Annotated in this window: 22 protein-coding genes; 6 read left to right on the top strand and 16 right to left on the bottom strand. The window is 70.7% G+C overall.

Annotated features, from left to right (window positions below; genetic code table 11):
- Positions 1–67: 67 nt before the first annotated feature.
- From IFR11_RS04605 to infC, 5 genes are all read right to left on the bottom strand, one after another.
- Positions 68–826 (bottom strand): amino acid ABC transporter ATP-binding protein, encoded by a 759-nt coding sequence (locus IFR11_RS04605; RefSeq protein WP_055835228.1) that lies wholly within the window; start codon positions 824–826, stop codon positions 68–70.
- A 76-nt stretch (positions 827–902) separates the two neighbouring features.
- Positions 903–1,700 carry a TrmH family RNA methyltransferase gene (locus tag IFR11_RS04600; protein WP_055835225.1) on the bottom strand — a complete coding sequence of 266 codons (798 nt, stop codon included), beginning with the start codon at positions 1,698–1,700 and terminating at the stop codon, positions 903–905.
- A gap of 102 nt (positions 1,701–1,802) precedes the next feature.
- Entirely contained in the window at positions 1,803–2,186 is a 384-nt protein-coding gene (rplT, locus tag IFR11_RS04595; protein ID WP_055835222.1) for a 50S ribosomal protein L20, read from the bottom strand.
- A gap of 29 nt (positions 2,187–2,215) precedes the next feature.
- Positions 2,216–2,410, bottom strand: coding sequence for a 50S ribosomal protein L35 (gene rpmI / locus IFR11_RS04590; RefSeq protein ID WP_055835219.1), 195 nt, complete (start codon positions 2,408–2,410; stop codon positions 2,216–2,218).
- 47 nt (positions 2,411–2,457) lie between these two features.
- The gene (gene infC / locus IFR11_RS04585; protein WP_374754282.1) at positions 2,458–3,108 is read right to left on the bottom strand and encodes a translation initiation factor IF-3; all 651 of its coding nucleotides are present in this window, start codon (positions 3,106–3,108) and stop codon (positions 2,458–2,460) included.
- 245 nt (positions 3,109–3,353) lie between these two features.
- Here infC and IFR11_RS04580 point away from each other — a divergent pair, with 245 nt between their 5' ends.
- Positions 3,354–3,779, top strand: a complete 426-nt coding sequence (locus IFR11_RS04580) for a DUF1844 domain-containing protein (protein ID WP_374754276.1) — start codon at positions 3,354–3,356, stop codon at positions 3,777–3,779.
- A gap of 307 nt (positions 3,780–4,086) precedes the next feature.
- Here IFR11_RS04580 and IFR11_RS04575 read toward each other — a convergent pair whose 3' ends face one another.
- Genes IFR11_RS04575 through IFR11_RS04550 form a run of 6 tightly spaced genes read right to left on the bottom strand, consistent with a single transcriptional unit; the run spans position 4,087 to position 8,466 of the window.
- On the bottom strand, positions 4,087–4,941 hold the full coding sequence (locus IFR11_RS04575) for an SseB family protein (RefSeq protein ID WP_083285689.1): 855 nt from the start codon (positions 4,939–4,941) through the stop codon (positions 4,087–4,089).
- A complete protein-coding gene (gene priA, locus IFR11_RS04570; RefSeq protein ID WP_055835208.1) occupies positions 4,925–5,671 on the bottom strand; it encodes a bifunctional 1-(5-phosphoribosyl)-5-((5-phosphoribosylamino)methylideneamino)imidazole-4-carboxamide isomerase/phosphoribosylanthranilate isomerase PriA in 747 nt (248 codons plus the stop codon). Before priA ends, IFR11_RS04575 begins: the two co-directional genes overlap by 17 nt.
- A 46-nt stretch (positions 5,672–5,717) precedes the next feature.
- Positions 5,718–6,368, bottom strand: coding sequence for an imidazole glycerol phosphate synthase subunit HisH (gene hisH / locus IFR11_RS04565; RefSeq protein ID WP_191915356.1), 651 nt, complete (start codon positions 6,366–6,368; stop codon positions 5,718–5,720).
- The gene (gene hisB, locus IFR11_RS04560; protein WP_055937123.1) at positions 6,365–6,979 is read right to left on the bottom strand and encodes an imidazoleglycerol-phosphate dehydratase HisB; all 615 of its coding nucleotides are present in this window, start codon (positions 6,977–6,979) and stop codon (positions 6,365–6,367) included. The genes hisH and hisB overlap by 4 nt, the downstream gene beginning before the upstream one ends.
- Positions 6,976–8,070 (bottom strand): histidinol-phosphate transaminase, encoded by a 1,095-nt coding sequence (locus IFR11_RS04555; RefSeq protein ID WP_082509313.1) that lies wholly within the window; start codon positions 8,068–8,070, stop codon positions 6,976–6,978. The genes hisB and IFR11_RS04555 overlap by 4 nt, the downstream gene beginning before the upstream one ends.
- Positions 8,071–8,115: 45 nt before the next feature.
- The gene (locus tag IFR11_RS04550; RefSeq protein WP_055835195.1) at positions 8,116–8,466 is read right to left on the bottom strand and encodes a LysM peptidoglycan-binding domain-containing protein; all 351 of its coding nucleotides are present in this window, start codon (positions 8,464–8,466) and stop codon (positions 8,116–8,118) included.
- A 257-nt stretch (positions 8,467–8,723) separates the two neighbouring features.
- On the opposite strand from IFR11_RS04550, the gene lexA reads away from it, so the two are divergent.
- Genes lexA through IFR11_RS04535 form a run of 3 tightly spaced genes read left to right on the top strand, consistent with a single transcriptional unit; the run spans position 8,724 to position 12,369 of the window.
- Positions 8,724–9,413 (top strand): transcriptional repressor LexA, encoded by a 690-nt coding sequence (gene lexA, locus IFR11_RS04545; RefSeq protein WP_191915355.1) that lies wholly within the window; start codon positions 8,724–8,726, stop codon positions 9,411–9,413.
- Between the two features lie 38 nt (positions 9,414–9,451).
- The gene (locus IFR11_RS04540) at positions 9,452–10,483 is read left to right on the top strand and encodes a hypothetical protein (protein ID WP_191915354.1); all 1,032 of its coding nucleotides are present in this window, start codon (positions 9,452–9,454) and stop codon (positions 10,481–10,483) included.
- On the top strand, positions 10,483–12,369 hold the full coding sequence (locus IFR11_RS04535) for a S9 family peptidase (protein WP_191915353.1): 1,887 nt from the start codon (positions 10,483–10,485) through the stop codon (positions 12,367–12,369). Before IFR11_RS04540 ends, IFR11_RS04535 begins: the two co-directional genes overlap by 1 nt.
- Positions 12,370–12,544: 175 nt before the next feature.
- Here IFR11_RS04535 and hflX read toward each other — a convergent pair whose 3' ends face one another.
- The gene (gene hflX, locus IFR11_RS04530; RefSeq protein WP_055835183.1) at positions 12,545–14,062 is read right to left on the bottom strand and encodes a GTPase HflX; all 1,518 of its coding nucleotides are present in this window, start codon (positions 14,060–14,062) and stop codon (positions 12,545–12,547) included.
- Between the two features lie 99 nt (positions 14,063–14,161).
- On the opposite strand from hflX, the gene IFR11_RS04525 reads away from it, so the two are divergent.
- On the top strand, positions 14,162–14,806 hold the full coding sequence (locus IFR11_RS04525; protein ID WP_191915352.1) for a class I SAM-dependent methyltransferase: 645 nt from the start codon (positions 14,162–14,164) through the stop codon (positions 14,804–14,806).
- 92 nt (positions 14,807–14,898) lie between these two features.
- Here IFR11_RS04525 and dapF read toward each other — a convergent pair whose 3' ends face one another.
- On the bottom strand, positions 14,899–15,753 hold the full coding sequence (gene dapF, locus IFR11_RS04520; protein WP_191915351.1) for a diaminopimelate epimerase: 855 nt from the start codon (positions 15,751–15,753) through the stop codon (positions 14,899–14,901).
- 138 nt (positions 15,754–15,891) lie between these two features.
- On the opposite strand from dapF, the gene IFR11_RS04515 reads away from it, so the two are divergent.
- Positions 15,892–16,554, top strand: coding sequence for a pentapeptide repeat-containing protein (locus IFR11_RS04515; protein ID WP_191915350.1), 663 nt, complete (start codon positions 15,892–15,894; stop codon positions 16,552–16,554).
- Between the two features lie 76 nt (positions 16,555–16,630).
- Here IFR11_RS04515 and IFR11_RS04510 read toward each other — a convergent pair whose 3' ends face one another.
- The 3 genes from IFR11_RS04510 to miaB are packed head-to-tail and all read right to left on the bottom strand — an operon-like array spanning position 16,631 to position 19,556.
- Complete coding sequence (locus tag IFR11_RS04510; RefSeq protein WP_342030242.1) at positions 16,631–17,080, bottom strand: GNAT family acetyltransferase; 450 nt, start codon at positions 17,078–17,080, stop codon at positions 16,631–16,633.
- The gene (miaA, locus tag IFR11_RS04505; protein ID WP_191915348.1) at positions 17,077–18,012 is read right to left on the bottom strand and encodes a tRNA (adenosine(37)-N6)-dimethylallyltransferase MiaA; all 936 of its coding nucleotides are present in this window, start codon (positions 18,010–18,012) and stop codon (positions 17,077–17,079) included. The genes IFR11_RS04510 and miaA overlap by 4 nt, the downstream gene beginning before the upstream one ends.
- Positions 18,009–19,556, bottom strand: a complete 1,548-nt coding sequence (gene miaB / locus IFR11_RS04500; protein ID WP_191915347.1) for a tRNA (N6-isopentenyl adenosine(37)-C2)-methylthiotransferase MiaB — start codon at positions 19,554–19,556, stop codon at positions 18,009–18,011. Before miaB ends, miaA begins: the two co-directional genes overlap by 4 nt.
- Positions 19,557–19,562 lie beyond the last annotated feature (6 nt).

Genomic DNA, 19,562 nt, shown 5'->3' with positions numbered 1-19,562 from the left:
CGGGGGGAACGGCAACCATGCGGTCGGCGGGAGAACCTCCTCGTTCATCGCCGTCAAGGGAAGAGCGTCAGTGGGTGATGAGCTTCGACAGGAAGTCCTTCGCCCGATCGGATTCGGGCTTCGTGAAGAACTGCTCGGGCGTCGCCTGCTCGACGATCTGCCCGTCGGCCATGAACACCACGCGGTTCGCGGCCTTGCGCGCGAAGCCCATCTCGTGCGTCACGACGATCATCGTCATGCCGTCCTTGGCGAGACCGACCATCACGTCGAGCACCTCGTTGATCATCTCGGGGTCGAGCGCCGAGGTGGGCTCGTCGAAGAGCATGACCTTGGGCTTCATGGCCAGAGCACGGGCGATCGCGACACGCTGCTGCTGACCGCCCGAGAGCTGGGCGGGGAGCTTGTCGGCCTGGTGACCGACGCCCACGCGTTCGAGGAGCGCGCGCGCCTCTTTCTCGGCATCCGCCTTCTTCATCTTGCGGACCTTGAGGGGGCCGAGCGTGACGTTCTCGAGGATCGTGAGATGGGCGAACAGGTTGAACGACTGGAACACCATGCCGACGTCGGCGCGCAGCTCGGCCAGGCCCTTCCCCTCTTTGGGAAGCTCCTTGCCGTCGATGGTGATCGTCCCGCTCGTGATGGTCTCGAGGCGGTTGATGGTGCGGCACAGCGTCGACTTGCCCGAACCCGAGGGTCCGATGACGACGACGACCTCGCCGCGGTCGACGGTGAGGTCGATGTCTTTCAGAGCCTGGAACTGTCCATAGTGCTTCTGGACGTCGCTGACGACGACCAGGGGCTCGGTCTTCGGGGGAACGGATGCCATGTCAACACCCTATGAGGATGCTGGGCGCCCGACCACATTCCGGCGCGCGCCTTAACCGATCTGTAACAGCAGGGGTTCAGCGATCGCGCTGCGCGAACGCCGTCTCGTAGAGGCAGACGCTGGCCGCGGTGGCGAGGTTGAGCGACTCGGCACGCCCGTAGATCGGCAGCCGCAACGCGATGTCGGCGTGCGCCAACGCCTCGTCGTCGAGACCGCGCGCCTCGTTCCCGAACAGCCATGCCGTGGGTTCGGCGAGCATGTCGCGGGATGCCAAGAAGTCGCCGCCTTCGACGTCGGCGGCCACCACCCGCATCCCCGCCTCGTGCACCCGCGCGACGACGTCGGCCAGCTCGAGGTCGACGGCGACGGGCAGGTGGAAGAGCGACCCCGTGGTCGAGCGGACCACCTTGGGGTTGTACGGGTCGACCGTGCGACCGGTCAGGATCACCGCGTCGGCTCCCGCCGCGTCGGCCGCGCGGATGATGGTGCCGAGGTTGCCGGGGTCGCGCACCTCCTCGCAGATGGCGATGAGGCGGGGGCCCGCTGCCAGAACGTCCTTCAGGGCGGTCGGCGACTGGCGGGCCACGGCGACGATGCCCTGCGGCGTGACGGTGTCGGCCATGGCATCCAGGACCGCTTCGGTCGTGTACTGCAGGTCGACGCCCGCGGCCTCGGCGGCCTCGCGCAGATCGCCGTGCTTTTCGAGGGCTGTCGGGGTCGCGTACATCTCGATCACCGTCTCGGGTGCCCACGCCAACGCCTCGCGGGCCGCCTGCGGTCCCTCGAGGAGGAACAGACCGGTCTCTTGACGGGCGGCGCGCTTGCTGAGTTTTGCCACGGCGCGCACCCGGGGCGAACGGGGGTTCTCGAGCACGTCCTCAGTGTATGGCGTCTGCGGTATGCGCTCCGGACGCCGCGCAGGAACGACGAACGGGCGCCCTCCGAAGAGGACGCCCGTTCGACGAGGAACTGCGTATTACGCGGTCTTCGCGGCGTTGACGTCGCTGGGCAGCGCCGCCTTCGCGGTCGCGACGAGCGAGGCGAACACGGCCGGCTCGTTCACGGCGAGCTCAGCGAGCATACGACGGTCGACCTGCACACCCGCGAGGCCGAGGCCCTGGATGAAGCGGTTGTACGTCATGCCGTTCTGGCGGGACGCCGCGTTGATGCGCTGGATCCACAGACGACGGAAGTCGCCCTTGCGCTTGCGACGGTCACGGTACGCGTAGACGAGGGAGTGGGTGACCTGCTCCTTGGCCTTGCGGTACAGGCGCGAACGCTGACCGCGGTAACCGGACGCGCGCTCGAGGATGACGCGACGCTTCTTGTGGGCGTTTACTGCCCGCTTGACTCTAGCCATTTCTTCTTCTTCCTAACGTGCGTCGGCGCTCAGAGGCCGAGGAGCTTCTTGGCGACCTTGGCGTCACCCTTGGCCAGGACCTGCTCCTGGTTCAGGCGACGGGTGCGCTTGGACGCCTTGCCCTCGAGGTTGTGCCGCATGCCGGCCTGCTGCTTCATGAGCTTGCCGCTGCCGGTCAACTTGAAACGCTTCTTGGCACCGGAGTGGGTCTTCTGCTTCGGCATGTCTCTTCCTTCGTTGTGTTTCCCGCCGGGCGGGAGTCTGGGGGGCCTTACTCGGCGGGGGCCGAGGTGGGCTGGTCTGCGGGAGCCGCGGTGGGCTCGCCCTCGGAGTCCGAGTCGCCACGGGCGGCGCTCCGCGCTGCTTCACGGTTCGCCGTGCGCTGCGCGTTCTGCTCGGTCTTGACCTCGGACTTGTTCTTGTGAGGCGCGACCACCATGACCATGTTGCGACCGTCGATCGTGGGGCTGGACTCCACGGTGCCGAACTCGGCGACGTCTTCCGCGAACTTGCGGAGCAGACGCACGCCCTGGTCGGGACGCGACTGCTCGCGACCACGGAACAGGATCATGGCCTTGACCTTGTCGCCCGCCTGGAGGAAGCCCTCGGCGCGCTTCAGCTTGGTTATGTAGTCGTGCGCTTCGATCTTCAGGCGGAACCGAACCTCTTTGAGCACGGTGTTGGCCTGGTTGCGGCGCGTCTCCTTGGCCTTCTGAGCGGCCTCGTACTTGAACTTGCCGTAATCCATGATCTTGACCACGGGCGGCTTCGAGCTCGGCGCAACCTCGACCAGGTCGAGGTCCGCTTCCTGGGCCAGGCGCAGCGCAGCTTCGATGCGGACGATGCCGACCTGCTCGCCGTTGGGTCCGACGAGACGGACCTCCGGGACTCGGATGCGCTCGTTGGTGCGGGGATCGCTGATGCGGAACTCCTCTTGTCTACGGATGACGGCCGCCGCGATCCAAGGGAATCGCGGGCGAAGAGGAGAAACACGCCACCCGGCACAGTGCTAACAGCACCGGCTTCTGCACCCAGACAACCCCGTGCGAAACGGAGCGGAGTGCGGGAACCCGGTAGCCTGGAGCGGCAAGCGCGGGTGGGATGTCATCCTCTTTCGTCCGGAGTGAAGCACTCCGAAGCCCGCCATAGTCTAGCAGAGAGATTCACGTGGACACGATCCCCCCCGACCAGCCCGCCGACGACAGCGCCGCACACCGCCACGGAGCCGAAGACGAGCGCCTCGCCCGCTGGGAAGAGCAGGAGCGCGCCTCCGCCTCCGCCACCCGCGACATCGCCGACGTCCCCGCCGTCGAAGTCATCACCACCGCCGCCGTGCACCTCATGAGCGCCGCCGCCGTGAAGACCGGCCTGGCCGACAACCCCGCGCAGCAGCTCGACCTCGACGAGGCCCGCAAGCTCATCAACTCCCTCGCCGGCCTCATCACCGCCGGAGCCCCCGAGATCAGCGACATGCACGCCCGCTCCCTGCGCGACGGCCTCCGCTCCCTGCAGCTCGCGTTCCGCGAGGCGTCGGTGATCCCCGACCCCATCGGTAAGGGGCCGGGCGAGAAGTGGACGGGGCCCGTCACGTAGGTCGTTCGTTCTGGGGGGGTACCGGGCTCCGGGATGCCATCCTCCCGAGGCAAGAACGGGGCCCCTTCCCCGATTGCCTCGGGAGGATGGCATCCCTGCGCCCTGCGCCGTAGGCCGACTCCACCGTGACACCCGTAGGGGTATGAGGCGTTGCCCCTTCCCCGATTGCCTCGGGAGGATGGCATCCCTGCGCCCTGTGCCGCAGGCCGACTCCTCCGTGACACCCGGGAGGTGGGGGGCAGCGGCCCTACGCTGATCGACGACGCCGCCCACTCCCGGCAGGCGGGCTCCCGGAAGAACGCGGGACTCAGGCCTCGGTGCTGCGGTGCAGCTTGACCGTCAGGGAGTCGACGAGCACGGCGATGCGGTCGTCGGCGGCCCAGCGGCGGGCGACGCGGGCGAGCACGGCATCCAGTTCCTCCTGCGCGAGACCCGACATCAGCTGCAGATGCACCACCAGCTCGGGACCGCGAAGGCGTCCGGTCGGGTCTCCCGCCTCGACGGCCAGGTCGAGCACGGCCAGCTCGCCCGAGATGCTCTCCTGCAGGCCGGTGAAGATCGTGGGAGACGTGTGCGCGGGCTCCCACGCCTCGCCCTGTGCGATCGCCCAGACGGCGGGGCGGCGGATGACGAACTCCGTCTCCGAACCCGGATCGACGACGATGAGCTCGGTGTCCTCGGAGGCTGCGGCCAGGGCCGTGCGACGCCCGTCGGCGGGAACCGGTCGGGCCAGGGCGTCCCAGGTCTGCAGCGCCGTCACCGACGTGAATACCGGCAGGACCTTGCGGCCGTCGGGAGCGGCGACCGTCACGATCGACAGCTCCTGCGTCTTGTCGACCTCGAGGCCGTGCGCGCCGATGCCGTGGTCGCCCTTCTCGGCGACGAGCGGGATCAGCAGGCGGGCCTCGCGGTAGGCGTCGACCACCGCACGCGCGTCGCCCTCACCGGCGCGGAACGCCAGGAGAGCCGCGAGCAGGGCGGGGTCGGCAGATCCGTCGTCACCCGAGTGCGGGTTGGACTGGAAGCTGCGTCCCTCCCACGGGACGCCGGCGGAATCCGCGTTCGCGGCATCCGAATGGAGGGCGTCCGTGTGCGGAGCGTGCGCACGCTGGTCGTGCCCGTGCGCGCCGTGGCCGTGCGGACCGTCAGTGTCCGGCGACATCCAGTGCCTCAGCGAGGGTGAACTGCCCCGCGTACAGTGCCTTGCCCACGATCGCGCCTTCGACGCCGAGCGGTACCAGGTCGCGCAGCGCCGCGATGTCGTCGAGGCTCGACACCCCGCCCGACGCCACGATCGGCTTCGGGGTGCGCTGCGTCATCTCGCGCAGCAGTTCGATGTTCGGGCCGCGGAGCGTGCCGTCTTTGGTGACGTCGGTGACGACGTAGCGGCTGCAGCCGGCGTCTTCGAGCCGGTCGAGGACGGTCCACAGGTCGCCGCCGTCGCGGGTCCAGCCGCGCGCGGCGAGCGTGGTGCCGCGCACGTCGAGGCCGACGGCGATCGCCTCGCCGTAACGATTGATGACATCGGCGGCCCACTCGGGGTTCTCGAGCGCGGCCGTGCCGAGGTTGATGCGGCTCGCGCCGCTCTCGAGGGCGGCCTCGAGGGAGCGGTCGTCGCGGATGCCGCCCGACAGCTCGACCTGCACGCCCTTGACCTGCTTGATGACCTTGCGCATCACCGCGGCGTTGTTGCCGCGACCGAAGGCGGCGTCGAGGTCGACGAGGTGGATCCACTGCGCGCCCTGGCGTGCGAAGTCCGCGGCGGCGTCGACGGGGTCGCCGTAGCTGGTCTCGGTGCCGGCCTCACCCTGGGTCAGGCGGACGGCCTTGCCGTCGGCCACATCGACCGCGGGAAGCAGGACAAGTTCGGGCGTCGACGCGAAATCGTTCATGGCTCCTCGCACCCGTCAGCGCACTTCGCCGAGCCTGGGCACGAGGTCACACAGTAGTCGTGCGCAGCCCGTCGATCCAATTGGCCAGGAGCCGGATGCCGGCTTCGCCCGACTTCTCGGGGTGGAACTGCGTCGCCGACAGCGGGCCGTTCTCGACCGCCGCGAGAAACGGCGCACCATACGTGCACCACGTCAGAACGGGCTCCGGGAACGGCGGCGTGACCTCGAGCGACCACTGCTGCGCCGCGTACGAGTGCACGAAGTAGAAGCGCTCCTTCTCGATGCCCTGGAACAGGCGCGACCCGTCTCCGGACGCCACGGTGTTCCAGCCCATGTGCGGCAGTACGGGTGCTTCGAGCTCGTCCACCGTGCCCGGCCACTCACCGAGCCCGGGGGTGTCGGCACCGCGCTCGACCCCCCGCTCGAACATCACCTGCATGCCGACGCAGATACCGAGCACCGGGCGGCCTCCGGCGAGCCGCCGGTCGATGATCTCTCCCCCGCGGCTGGCGTTCAGGGCGCCCATGACCGCGCTGTACGCACCCACGCCGGGCACGAGGAGCCCGTCGGCGTCGAGGAGCAGCGCGCGGTCGGAGGTCAGTCGCGCATCGGCACCGGCTTCGATGAGCGCCTTGACGGCCGAGTGGACGTTGCCGGAACCGTAATCGAGGACCGCGACGATGGGCTTGCGCGTCACAACGCACCCTTGGTGCTGGGGATGCCGTCGACCAGCGGGTCGAGGGCCTTGGCCTGACGGAAGGCGCGCGCGAACGCCTTGTACTCGGCCTCGGCGATGTGGTGCGGGTCGCGCCCACCCAGAACGCGCACGTGCACGGTGAGGCCGCCGTGGATCGAGATGGCCTCGAACGTGTGACGCACGAGCGAACCGGTGAAGTGTCCGCCGATGAGGTGGTGCTCGAAGCCCACGGGCTCACCGGTGTGCACGAGGTACGGGCGACCGCTGATGTCGACGACCGCCTGGGCCAGCGCCTCGTCGAGGGGAACGAGCGCGTCGCCGTAGCGGGCGATGCCCGACTTGTCGCCCAGGGCCTGACGAATCGCCTGACCGAGCACGATCGCGGTGTCCTCGACCGTGTGGTGGGCGTCGATGTGGGTGTCGCCCGTCGCGCGCACCCGCAGATCGGTCAGCGAGTGCTTGGCGAAGGCCGTGAGCATGTGGTCGAAGAACGGCACCGTGGTCTGGATGTCGCTGACCCCGCGACCGTCGAGGTCGAGTTCGAGTTCGATGCGCGACTCGCTCGTCTCGCGCGTGATCGAGGCGGTACGGGGCGTGGCGGGGCCGGTCATGACCGCGATCCTACCGAGGCGAGGGCGTCGAGGAACGCGGTGGTCTCGTCGTCGGTACCGGCCGTGACACGCAGGTGGTGCGCGATGCCGACGTCGCGGATGAGCACACCGCGGTCGTACAGCGCCTTCCACGTGGCGGCGGGGTCGTCGACGCCGCCGAAGAGCACGAAGTTCGTCCACGACTCGTGGGCGGTGTACCCGAGGGCGGCCACGGTGGCCGAGATGCGGTCGCGCTGCGCGACGATCTCGTCGACCATCGACAGCATCGTCTCGGCGTGCACGAGGGCCGCCGTCGCGGCGGCCTGCGTGAGCGCGCTCAGGTGGTACGGAAGACGGACGAGTCGCAGCGCGTCGACCAGCGCAGGATCGGCGGCCAGGTACCCCACGCGTGCGCCGGCGAAGGCGAAGGCCTTGCTCATGGTGCGCGACACCACCAGACGCGGGCGACCGGGCAGCAGCGACACGGCCGAGGGCTCGTCACGCGGAGCGAACTCCTGGTAGGCCTCGTCGACGATCACGATGCCATCGGTCTCGGCGTACACGGCCTCGATCACATCGAGACGCAGCGGGGTACCCGTGGGGTTGTTCGGCGCGCAGAGGAAGACGATGTCGGGGCGGTGCTCACGCACCTGGGCCGCGGCGGCCTCGGCGCTCAGCGAGAAGTCGTGCGCGCGTTCCCCGGCGATCCATCGCGCGCCCGTCGCGCGGGTGAGGATCGGGTACATCGAGTAGGTGGGTGCGAAGCCCATGGCCGTCCGGCCCGGTCCACCGAAGGCCTGCAGGATGTGCTGGAGCACCTCGTTGGAGCCGTTGGCCGCCCAGATCTGCTCGCGCGTCAGGCCATGACCGAGGTATGCGGCGAAGCTCTCTCGGAGAGCGGTGAACTCGCGGTCGGGATACCGGTTGACGTCGCGCAGGGCCCGAGCCACGGCGTCGAGGATGTCATCGGCCACCTCGGGCGGAACCGGATGCGTGTTCTCATTCACGTTGAGAGCCACGGGCAGGGCGGCCTGCGGGGCTCCGTAGGGGGTCATCCCCCGCAGATCGTCGCGAAGAGGCAGGTCATCGAGGCGTACGGTCACCCCACCCATCGTAGGCGGCGTGCCGAGGAGCGGCTCATCGCGCACCCGCGGAGGTCAGCCGGCCTGGATGTACTCGGTGGGGATCGCGATGCGCTGACCGGCCGCGAGCGAGCCGCCCTGGAGGGCGTTCAGACGCGTGATCTCGGCGACGACGTCGCGCGGATCGGCCGCGGGGGCGATGTCTTCGGCGATCGACCACAGGGTCTCGCCGCTCATGACCGTGATCTCCGTGAACGAACCGGCCGGTGCGCCGGCGTCGCCCGAGGCGAGTGCTGCTCCCCCACCGACGGCGGCGACGCCGAGGGCGACGGCGAGCGGGAGGGCGACGACGAAGGCGACGACACGGCGCCCGCGGGCGGTGATACGCAGGCGGGTCGTCGAGGCGGTGGAGGTGATGCTGCTCATGGTGTGCTCCTTGGTGGGGAGAGATTCGCACCCCGCCCTCGGCCGGGAGGGCGGCGTGCGAATCTGTATTCCGAATCTATCTTCGATACTGCGACGGTGTCAACACACCGGTTGTCGGAAAAGAATCGAACGCGACACGCGTGCGGCTCCGTGTCATTCGTGTCCTCTACCGGATACGGTTTCGACACGGAGACCTCATCACCAACCTCCGACATTCGAATTTCCGCCGCCCTTCCCGCGGCGCGAGGGGAGCACAGATGACCGACGCGACGACCGCCTCCGGGCGCGAACGACCGCAGACGCGACGGCGCAAGAACCTCAGCGACAAGCAGCTCGCGATCCTCGAAGTCATCCAGCGATCGATCGCGCGGCACGGTTATCCGCCGAGCATGCGCGAGATCGGCGACGCCGTCGGCCTGAAGTCGCTGTCGAGCGTCACGCATCAGCTGAACCAGCTCGAGCTCAGCGGCTACCTGCGCCGCGACCCGGGTAAGACCCGCGCCATGGAGGTGCTGATCGACCTTCCCGGCACCGCCGCCGAGAACCCCGCCGACTCCGCCCCCGCGGTGGGCGACGCCGCCCTCGTGCCCCTGGTGGGCCGGATCGCGGCGGGCGTGCCCATCACCGCCGACCAGCACGTGGAGGAGATCTTCCCCCTCCCCCGCCAGCTCGTCGGCAAGGGCGAGTTGTTCATGCTCAAGGTCTCGGGCGACTCGATGATCGACGCGGCGATCTGCGACGGCGACTGGGTGGTCGTGCGTTCGCAGGCGAATGCGGAGAACGGCGAGATCGTGGCCGCGATGCTCGACGGCGAGGCCACGGTGAAGACGTTCCGTCGCCGTGACGGCCACACCTGGCTGCTCCCCCGCAACAGCGCGTTCGAGCCCATCCTCGGCGACGAGGCCGTCGTGCTCGGGCGCATCGTGGCGGTGCTGCGCGCGGTGTGAACCGTGCGTCGCGGCGGCGGGCGCGCCACAATGGCGCCATGACCGTCGGCCCGCCCTCGACCGCATCGACCTCGACGAAACGCGTCGCGAAGCCGTCGCCCGTGGTGCGCGTCACGGCATCCGTCGTGGTGCTGATCGTGGTGGCCCTGCTCACGCCGGTGGCCCTCGTCGCCTCGTGGGCGCGCGTGCAGCTCGTCGATGAGGACTCCTTCGTCGCCACGCTCGCGCCCCTCTCGTCCGACCCCGCCGTGCAAGACCTCGTCATCGCCGAGACGACGAGCGCCATCTCGGCGTCGGTCGATTTCTCGGCGATCGCGGGCGCGGGCGTCGACGGTCTCGTCGCCCTCGGCGTGCCGCAGGAGGCGGCGCGCGTCCTCGGCCTGGTGGCACAGCCGTCGGCCGACTCGCTGCGCTCGATCACGCAGCAGGCGGTGACCGACGTGGTGCACTCCGATCGGTTCTCCGACGTCTGGTCGGGGGTCGTGCGCACCGCGCACCGCGCCTTCGTCTTCGGAGCCACCTCCGACGGTGGCGGCATCATCGTGCAGACCCCGGACGGCCTGGGCGTGCAGATCGGCGGGGTGGTCTCGGCGATCGTCGCCGAGCTGGACCTGCAGGGCTCGCCCGTGGCCGCCCTCGTCCCCCCGATCGACCGGGTCGTGGTCCTGAGCGACGGAACGACGCTGCAGGCCGTGCGGTCGGCGTACGCCGCCACCACCACGGCGGGAGTGGCGGCACCCCTGCTCGTGGTCGTGCTCCTGATCGGCGGGGTCGTCATCGCTCCCCGCCGGCGACGCGCACTGATCGGCGCCGGCATCGCGGTCGCCGTCGGCTCGGCCACGGTGCTCGTGGCGGTCGCCGTGGGCGCGGCGCAGGCGCACCGCACCGCCGTTCTGCGGGGCTTCGACGCCGCGGGGATCGACGCCGTGGTGCGGCAGCTGTCGTCCGGTCTCGTGGGCACCGCGAGCGCGGTTCTGGGCATCGGCTTCGTCGCGGGCATCGCGGGCGTCCTGCTCGTCCGGCGTGCCCGACCCCGACGGATGTCGGAGCCCCGGCCTACGCTGGAGTGATGGCAGACACCCTCCCCTACGGTTCCTGGCCCTCCCCGATCACTCCCGAGTCGGTGGCGCAGTCCTCCCCCCGCATCGACGGCGCGCTGTTCGTCGGCGATGAGGTGTGGTGGGCGGAATCCGTGCCCGCCGAGGCGGGTCGCGTCGCGGTGAAACGGCGCCGCACCGACGGTGCGGTCGAGACGGTGCTGCCCGCACCCGCCAACGCCCGTTCCGCCGTTCACGAATACGGCGGCGGGGCCTGGACCGCCTCCGACGACGGGGAGCTGTTCTACGTCGAGAAGACCGACCAGCGCGTCTACGCCCTTCGCCCGGGCGGCGAGGCGCGCGCGCTGACGCCGGCCGACGACACGGTGCGCCACGGCGGGTTGCGGTTCGAGCACGGCACCCTGCTCGCCGTCCGCGAGACGCACGGGAGTGACCGCGTTCCCGCCCGCGCCATCGTGCGCATCTCGCTCGACGGCGCCGTCGACGTGCTCGCCGAGGGCAGCGACTTCGTCGCGCAGCCCGCGCTGTCGCCCGACGGCCGGTCTCTCGCGTGGGTGGCGTGGAGCCACCCCGACATGCCCTGGGATGCCACGACCCTGCGCGTGACCGAGATCGGCACCGGCGAGGTGCGCGAGATCGCCGACACCCCGCGCCGCGCCCCGCTCCAGCCCGTGTGGCTCGGCGACGACGAGCTGTTGTACGCCGACGACCCCGACGGCCGGTGGAACCTGTTCCGCCGTCCCCTCGACGGCGAGCCGCAGCCGGTGTCGCCGGTCGACGCCGACACGGGCGGCGGGCTGTGGGTGCTCGGGACGCGGTGGTTCGGAGCGACCGACGACGGGCGCATCGTCGCCGTCCGCACCGACGGTGCCGACGAGATCGTCGAGATCGCGCCGTCCGGCGTGCGCCCGGTGGACGTGCCCGTCGTGGCCGGCGCGGCGATCGATGACGTGCGCGGGCACCGCGTGCTCGTGTCGGGCTCCGACGCCGGCGGCCGCTCGGGGCTGTGGGCGGTCGACCTCGACGCCGGCACCGTCGACCTGGTGACCGGTGGATCCGGGGCCTGGGGCGACGAATGGATGCCGACGGCCCGTGCCCTCGAGACCGAGGGGCCGCACGGACCCGTGCACGCTTTCGCCTACGCGCCCACGAACCCCGACGTCGCCGCGCCCGAGAACGAGCGCCCGCCTTACGTCGTGCTCGTGCACGGTGGCCCCACCTCGCACGTGGGTCCGGCGCCGTCAGCCAAGACGGCGTTCTTCACGAGCCGCGGCATCGGCGTGCTCGACGTGAACTACGGCGGTTCCACCGGATACGGTCGCGACTACCGTGACCGGCTGAAGGGTCAGTGGGGCGTGGTCGATGTCGATGACGTCGCCGCCGCGGCCTCCGCCCTCGCCGAGGCGGGTCTGGCCGACCGCGAGCGCCTGGCGATCGCCGGGGGCTCCGCCGGCGGATGGACGGTGCTCGCCGCCGTGACGAACACCGACGTGTTCTCGGCCGGGATCTCGCGCTACGGCGTGGGCGACGCCCGTGCCCTCGCCGAAGACACTCACGACTTCGAGGCCCGGTATCTCGACGGCCTGATCGGACCGCTGCCCGAGGCCGAAGCGGTGTACGTGGAGCGCTCGCCTCTGAGCCATCCCGAGCGCTTCCGCGTTCCCCTGCTCATCCTGCAGGGAAGCGAGGACCGGGTCGTGCCGCCGTCGCAGGCCGAGGCGATCCGTGACGCCCTCGCGGCGCACGAGATTCCCCACGCGTACGTCCTGTACGAGGGCGAGGGCCACGGCTTCCGCCGCGCCGAGACGGTAGTCGACTCCCTCCGACGCGAACTGGGCTTCCTCGGGGCGGTTTTCGGCTTCGAGACCCCCGGTATTCCGTCGCTGGAGCTGAGCTGAGGCTGTCGCGCGGCTGAAGCGGGCGATGCAGGCTCTCGGTGCGGAAGAAGCCGAGGCGTCGGCGCGCGCGTCGGGACAGCGTCGGGGGCGAGGTCGGCGTCGACGGTGCGCGCCCCCGAACCGCACGCCGACAGGCCCCCACCGCGATCGGAGGGGGCCCGTCGTGCGACGGCCGTCAGGCCGCGAACTGCTCCAGCTCGGCCGCCAGGCGCGCCCCCACGTGAGCGTGCAGGAACGTCCCCGTGTCGCGGTGCTCCTGCGCCACGATGAGTCCGCTCTCGTGCACGGCCGACACGAGGTCACCACGGTCGTACGGGACGACCGCCTGCACCTCGACGGCGGGCAGGGGCAGAGCGTCCTCGATGGCGGCGCGAAGCTCCTCGATCCCCTCGCCCGTGCGCGACGAGACGAACTTCGCGTTCGGGGCGAGGCCGCGCAGCACCAGGCGTTCGTCCTCGGTCACGAGGTCGGCCTTGTTGAAGACGACGATCTCCTGACCGAAGTTCGCGTCGACATCGCCCATCACGTCGCGCACCGTCATCAGCTGCGCGGCCGGATCGGGATGCGACGCGTCGACGACGTGCAGGATGACGTCGGCGTCGCCGACCTCTTCCAACGTCGAGCGGAACGCCTCGACGAGCTGGTGCGGCAGGTTGCGCACGAAGCCGACCGTGTCGGTCAGCGTGTACACGCGGCCGTCGGTCGTCTCGGAACGGCGGACCGTGGCATCCAGGGTCGCGAACAGCGCGTTCTCGACCAGCACACCCGCGCTGGTGAGGCGGTTGAGCAGGCTGGACTTTCCGGCGTTGGTGTACCCGGCGATCGCGACCGACGGGATGGTGTGGCGCTTGCGCTCGGCACGCTTGGCTTCGCGCGCAGGGGCGAAGTCGCGCAGCTGCTTGCGCAGCAGAGCCATCTTCGTGCGGATGCGACGACGATCGAGCTCGATCTTCGTCTCACCCGGACCGCGCGAGCCCATGCCCGCGCCTCCGGCACCGACCTGTCCACCGGCCTGGCGCGACATCGAGTCACCCCAGCCGCGAAGACGCGGCAGCAGGTATTCGAGCTGCGCGAGCTCGACCTGCGCCTTGCCCTCGCGGCTCTTGGCGTGCTGGCTGAAGATGTCGAGGATCACCGTGGTGCGGTCGATCACCTTCACCTTCACGACGTCCTCGAGCGCGCGACGCTGGCTGGGGGCGAGCTCGGTGTCGGCGATCACGGTGTCGGCGCCGACGGCGGCGACGATGTCGCGCAGTTCGGCGGCCTTGCCGCGGCCGACGTACGTCGCCGGGTCGGGATGGGGACGACGCTGCAGAACGCCGTCGAGCACGACGGCCCCGGCGGTCTCGGCCAGCGCCGACAGCTCGCGCAGGGAGTTCTCGGCATCGGCCTGCTCGCCCTGCGGGTGCACGCCGACGAGAACGACGTTCTCGAGGCGCAGCTGGCGGTACTCGACCTCGGTGACGTCTTCGAGCTCGGTCGACAAACCGGCCACGCGGCGCAGCGCTGCGCGTTCCTCGCGGTCCCACTGGTCGCCGTCGGCGTCGCCGCCGTACGCCGTGGAGGCGTCTTGGAGCGCCTGCGCTGCACCGAAGACCCGGACCCCGCGGTGCGCTTCGGCGCGCGACAGCACGCGGTCCACCGGGTCGACCGGCGTCGCGTCCGTGCTCGGGGGTGTGGTCTGTTCGGTCATGTGTTCCTTCCGTCCGCGGGTGTTCCCGCGGTTTTTCCTGGTGTTCTCGCACTTTAGCCGCCCGCGGCGTCGCGCGGCCGGGTCGGATATTCTGTGGGGATGGGGAGCGAGCACTACTTCAGCGCGGCGCCGTCGAGTCCCGAACAGCTCCGCCGTATCCGAGTGACACTCGCGGGGCGCGAATTCGAGGCCGTGACGGCGGGTGGCGTCTTCAGTCCCGATCACGTGGATGCCGGAACCTCGGTGCTGCTGCACAACACTCCTCCCCCTCCCGCCGGCGGGGACTTCCTCGACCTGGGGTGCGGGTGGGGTCCGATCTCGTTGTCGCTCGCGCTCGCTTCACCGCACGCGACCATCTGGGCGGTCGACGTCAACGAACGTGCTCTCGATCTCGTGAGGCGGAACGCACAGTCCCTCGGCCTCACGAACATCAACGCGGTGCGACCGGAAGATGTTCCCGACGACGTGTCGTTCCGGACCATCCGGTCGAACCCGCCGATCCGCGTGGGCAAGAGCGAACTGCACGGCATGCTCGAGCACTGGATCCCGCGGCTCACCGAGCGCAGCGACGGGTGGTTCGTCGTGCAGCGCAACCTCGGCTCCGACTCGCTGCAGCGCTGGCTGTCCACGACGTTCGAGAACGGCTACAGCGTGCAGCGGGCCGCCACCGGGCGCGGTTTCCGCGTGCTCCGGGTGCGCCGTCACGGCTCGCCGCCGAGCGAGCCGATCGACATCATCGCCTGAGTCGCCGCCGTTCGCGCGCACCGGACGACCAGACCGCCGGCCGGACGCCCACGACTCCTCGGCTCGCACCGGACCGCGGCCCACCGACGGGCTCAGGCCAGCGCGACCTCGCCGGTGAACACCAGCGCCGCCGGCCCCGACAAGAACACGCGCCCCTCGGCGACCCGTACCCCGAGCGTGCCGCCGGGGGTGTCCACGACCCACGAGTCGGGAGCAGCCGCCCCCGCCCAATGCCGCACGGCCAGGGCGGCGGCCGCGACGCCGGTTCCGCAGCTGAGCGTCTCGCCGACGCCGCGCTCGAAGACGCGCAGCCGGATCGCGCCGACGCCGTCACGCACGAGCGGATCGGCGGGAACGACGAACTCCACGTTCGCGCCGTGCCGCGGCGCGGGATCGAGCACCGGCTGGTAGCCGAGCTCGAGACCCTCGAGCTCGGCCTCGGACGACAGCGCGACGACGACGTGCGGGTTGCCCACGTCGATGCCCACGCCCGGTCGCGCCACCGGGAGCCCCTTCGCGCGGACGAGTGTCTCTTCCGCCTCGATCGCGTAGGCCCCCAGATCGACCTCGAAGCCTCGATCGCTGCGGGTGAGGGTCTTCACTCCCGCGCGGGTGCCGATGCGCAGACCTCCCTCGATCGAGGCGAGGCCGGTGTCGGTGAGGTAGCGGGCGAACACGCGCGTGCCGTTGCCGCACATCTCCGCCGCGGACCCGTCGGCGTTGCGATAGTCCATGAACCACTCGGCACCGGATGCCATGGCATCCGCCCCCTCGTCGATCGCCGAGGAGCGCACCACGCGCAGCAGGCCGTCGGCACCGATGCCGAAGTGGCGGTCGCAGAGCGTGGCGATCTGCGCGGCGGACAGGTCGAGCTCGCCGTCGGGGTCGGCCACGACCACGAAATCGTTGCCGGTGCCGTGGCCTTTGGTGAACGCGAGAGTCGCCATGCGACCAGTCTAGGAGCGGGCGTCGGGGTCGTTTCCCGGGGCGTCCGCGAAACGGCGCCGCGCGGGTGACGGCGCGCGCTCCTCGAGGCGGTCGCTAGGCTGTCCCAGCCCTCCGCCCCTTCCGTTTCGAGGAGACCCATGCCGAAGCCCCCCGCCCTGGTCGCGCCCTCGTTCGATCGCCCTCCGCTGGACGATCTCGATCCGGGAGAGCCCGCGGCACTCGTTCCTCGGGCGGCCCTGGAGGGGCTGTCGTTCCGCGATCTGCGGCTCGACGGTCTCGACCTCGAGAGCGCGGAGCTGACGCTGTGCCGCATCGAGGGCCTCCGCGCGCCCGAGGTCACTCTGCGGTACGCGCACGTGTCCGAATCCGCTCTGTCGGGCTGGGACGTGCCGATCGTGCGGTCGGCCCGGACCACGTGGCGCGACGTCGAGATCGAGGGTTCGCGTACGGGATCCCTCGAGGCCTACGAGTCGACCTGGAACGGCGTGCATTTCGTCAACTGCCGACTCGGATTCGTGAACCTGCGCGGGTCCCACCTGCAAGACGTCGCCTTCACCGACTGCACGATCGACGAACTCGACCTGGGGCAGTCCAAGCTCACGCGCTTCGCCGCGAACGGCACCCGGATCTCGCAGCTCATCGTCGAGCAGGCGACGCTGCAGCACACCGACCTCCGCGGCGCCGAGCTGGAAGGCCTCGCGGGTCTGTCGGCGCTGCGGGGCGCGACCATCTCGTCGATGCAGGTGCAGCAGCTGGCCCCGCTCCTGGCCGCGGACCGCGGCATCACCGTCCGGGACTGACACGAGCGGGCGCGGGTCGGCGATCGGCCGTGAGCCCGACGCGTGAAGCCGGCGCCGGGAGAGCTGACCGCCGCGCTCAGCCGGGTGGCGGCGGTCCGCCCGGTCCGTCGACAACGAGCCTCTTGCCGGTGGCCCACGTCTCGAACGGTTCGTACCCCAGGGCGTCGTAGAAGCCCCGGGCGCCCGTGTTGTCGGGACGCACCATGAGCTGCACCTTCGGGCAGCCGAGCGCCTCGAGCAGCCGCTCCGCCTCGGCCACGAGCAGGCGACCGACGCCCCGACCACGGTGCGACGCCGCCGCGGCCAGGTAGTAGAGCCACCCGCGGTGGCCGTCGTAGCCCGACATGACGCTGCCGACCACGGTGTCGCCGTCGACGGCCACGAGGAACAACTCCGGCTGCACCGTGAGCTTGCGGCGGATGTCGGCTCGGGGGTCGTTCCACGGTCGCGTGAGGCCCGCCTCCTCCCAGAGGGCGACGACGGCGTCCTCGTCGCCGAGCTCGAAGCTCCGCACGACGACGCTCACTCCCCCGCCTCCCCCGCGGACACCAGGGTCGTGGCATCCACGGTGCGGGCGTCGACCCATCGCGCCTGGGCGTAGCGGCGGAACCACGACACCTGTCGCCGCGCGTACCGGCGAGTGAGGGCCTGCGTCTCGGCCACGGCGTCGTCGCGCGTCAGGTCGCCGCGGAGCTGAGCGAGGGCCTGTGCGTACCCGATCGCCCGTGCCGCGGTGACGCCGCGCTCGAGCCCGTCACCGCGCAGCCGCTCGACCTCGTCGAGCATCCCGGCCGCCCACATGCCCTCGACGCGGGCGTCGAGGAGCGGCACGAGCTGTTCGCGGTCGACCGTCGTCGCGATGATCCGGGTATCGGGATGCCAGAACTCCGGCGCGGAGGGAAGGGCGCCGCCGTGCGTCTCGCCGCCCTGTGCCAGCACCTCGAGCGCCCGCACCACCCGGCGACCGTTGCGCGGATCGATGCGCTCGGCGGCGGCGGGATCGGCCTCGCGCAGCCGCGCGTAGAGCGCACCCGCGCCGAGACGGTCGAGCTCCGCCTCGAGCCGCGCCCGGACGGCCTCGTCGCGCGGGGGGAACCGGAAGTCCCACAGCACTCCCGAGACGTACAGGCCGGAGCCGCCCACGAGGATCGCGTCGGCTCCGCGCCCGTGGATCTCGGCGATCGCCGCGCGGGCGGCATCCTGATACCAGGCCACCGCCGCCTCGTCAGTGACGGCGAGAGCGTCGAAGAGGTGATGCGCAATGCCGCGTCGGTCACCGACCGGGAGCTTCGCGGTCCCGATGTCCATGCCCCGGTACAGCTGCATGGCGTCGGCGTTCACGATCTCGGCCGCGCGCCCCCGGGCGGCGAGGGCCTCGGCGAGATCGAGTGAGAGCCCCGTCTTGCCGGTGCCCGTGGCCCCGACGACGGCCCACAGGCGCGGTGCGGCGGAACTCACACTCCGACGCGCAGGGACGGCAGACCGAGCGAGACCGCGCGCGGGGTCGCGGCGTCGCCCGCCGGCGCCGGGACGCCGCAGGACTCGGCCTGCGAACGGTCCCAGGCATCTCCCGCGCGCGTCCGACGGATGCGCAGGGGGGCGGCATCGGGCGCGTCGGCCAGCAGGTGGAAGGGCGCGGCGTGCGTCACGGTGACCGAGACCACGTCGCCGGGGCGCGGGACGGGAGAGCCCGCCGGCACCTCGAAGTGCACGAGACGATTGTCTTCGGAGCGACCGGTGAGGCGGTGCGTCGCGGCGTCCTTCTTGCCCTCACCCGCCGACACGAGCACCTCGAGCGTGCGCCCGAGCTGCTTCTGGTTCTCTTCGGCCGCGATGCGGTCCTGCAGCGCCATGAGCCGCTCGTAGCGCTCCTGCACGACCGCCTTCGGGACCTGGTCGGGCATGGTGGCCGCCGGCGTCCCCTCGCGGATGGAGTACTGGAACGTGAAGGCGGTCGCGAACCTGGATGCCTCGACGACCCGCAACGTCTCGAGGAAGTCCTCCTCGGTCTCGCCGGGGAAGCCCACGATGATGTCGGTGGTGATCGCCGCGTGCGGCATGCGCTCGCGCACCCGATCCAGGATGCCGAGGAACTTCTCGCTCCGATAGGACCGGCGCATCGCCTTGAGCACGCGGTCGGACCCGGACTGCAACGGCATGTGCAACTGCGGCATGACGGCGGGCGTCTCGGCCATCGCCGCGATGACGTCGTCGGTGAACGCGGCGGGGTGCGGGCTCGTGAACCGGATGCGCTCGAGGCCCTCGATCTCGCCGGCCGCGCGCAGGAGCTTGCCGAAGGCGAGGCGGTCGCCGAATTCGACGCCGTAGGAATTGACGTTCTGGCCCAGGAGGGTGACCTCGATGGCACCGTCGTCGACCAGCAGGCGGATCTCGTTCAGGATGTCGCCGGGGCGACGGTCCTTCTCTTTGCCGCGCAGGCTCGGCACGATGCAGAACGTGCAGGTGTTGTTGCATCCCACCGAGATCGACACCCAGCCGCTGTGCACCGAATCGCGCTTGGTGGGGAGGGTGGAAGGGAAGATCTCGAGCGACTCGAGGATCTCGAGCTCGGCCTCGCCGTTGTGGCGGGCGCGCTCGAGCATTCCGGGCAGCGATCCCATGTTGTGCGTGCCGAAGACGACATCGACCCACGGCGCCTTCTGCTGCACGGCGTCCTTGTCCATCTGCGCCAGGCACCCCCCGACCGCGATCTGCATGCCCGCGTGGGCGTCCTTGCGGGACTTCAGGTGCCCCAACGTCCCGTACAGCTTGCCGGCAGCGTTGTCGCGCACGGCGCACGTGTTGATCACGACGACGTCAGCCTCGGACCCGACATCGGCGCGGACGTACCCCGCGCTCTCGAGCGATCCCGACAGGCGCTCCGAATCGTGGACGTTCATCTGGCATCCGAAGGTGCGCACCTCGTAGGTGCGGGCGCCCGTCTCGCCCTGTGCGGCGGGAGAGGGAGCGATGAGCGTCGGGGAGGAAACGGGGGTCGTCATGATGCG

Origin of the sequence: Microbacterium sp. CFBP 8801 (assembly GCF_014839455.1) — a bacterium.
Lineage (GTDB): Bacteria > Actinomycetota > Actinomycetes > Actinomycetales > Microbacteriaceae > Microbacterium.
The sequence above is the reverse complement of the archived record's forward strand: the minus strand, read 5'-3'. Positions and strand labels throughout refer to the sequence as shown.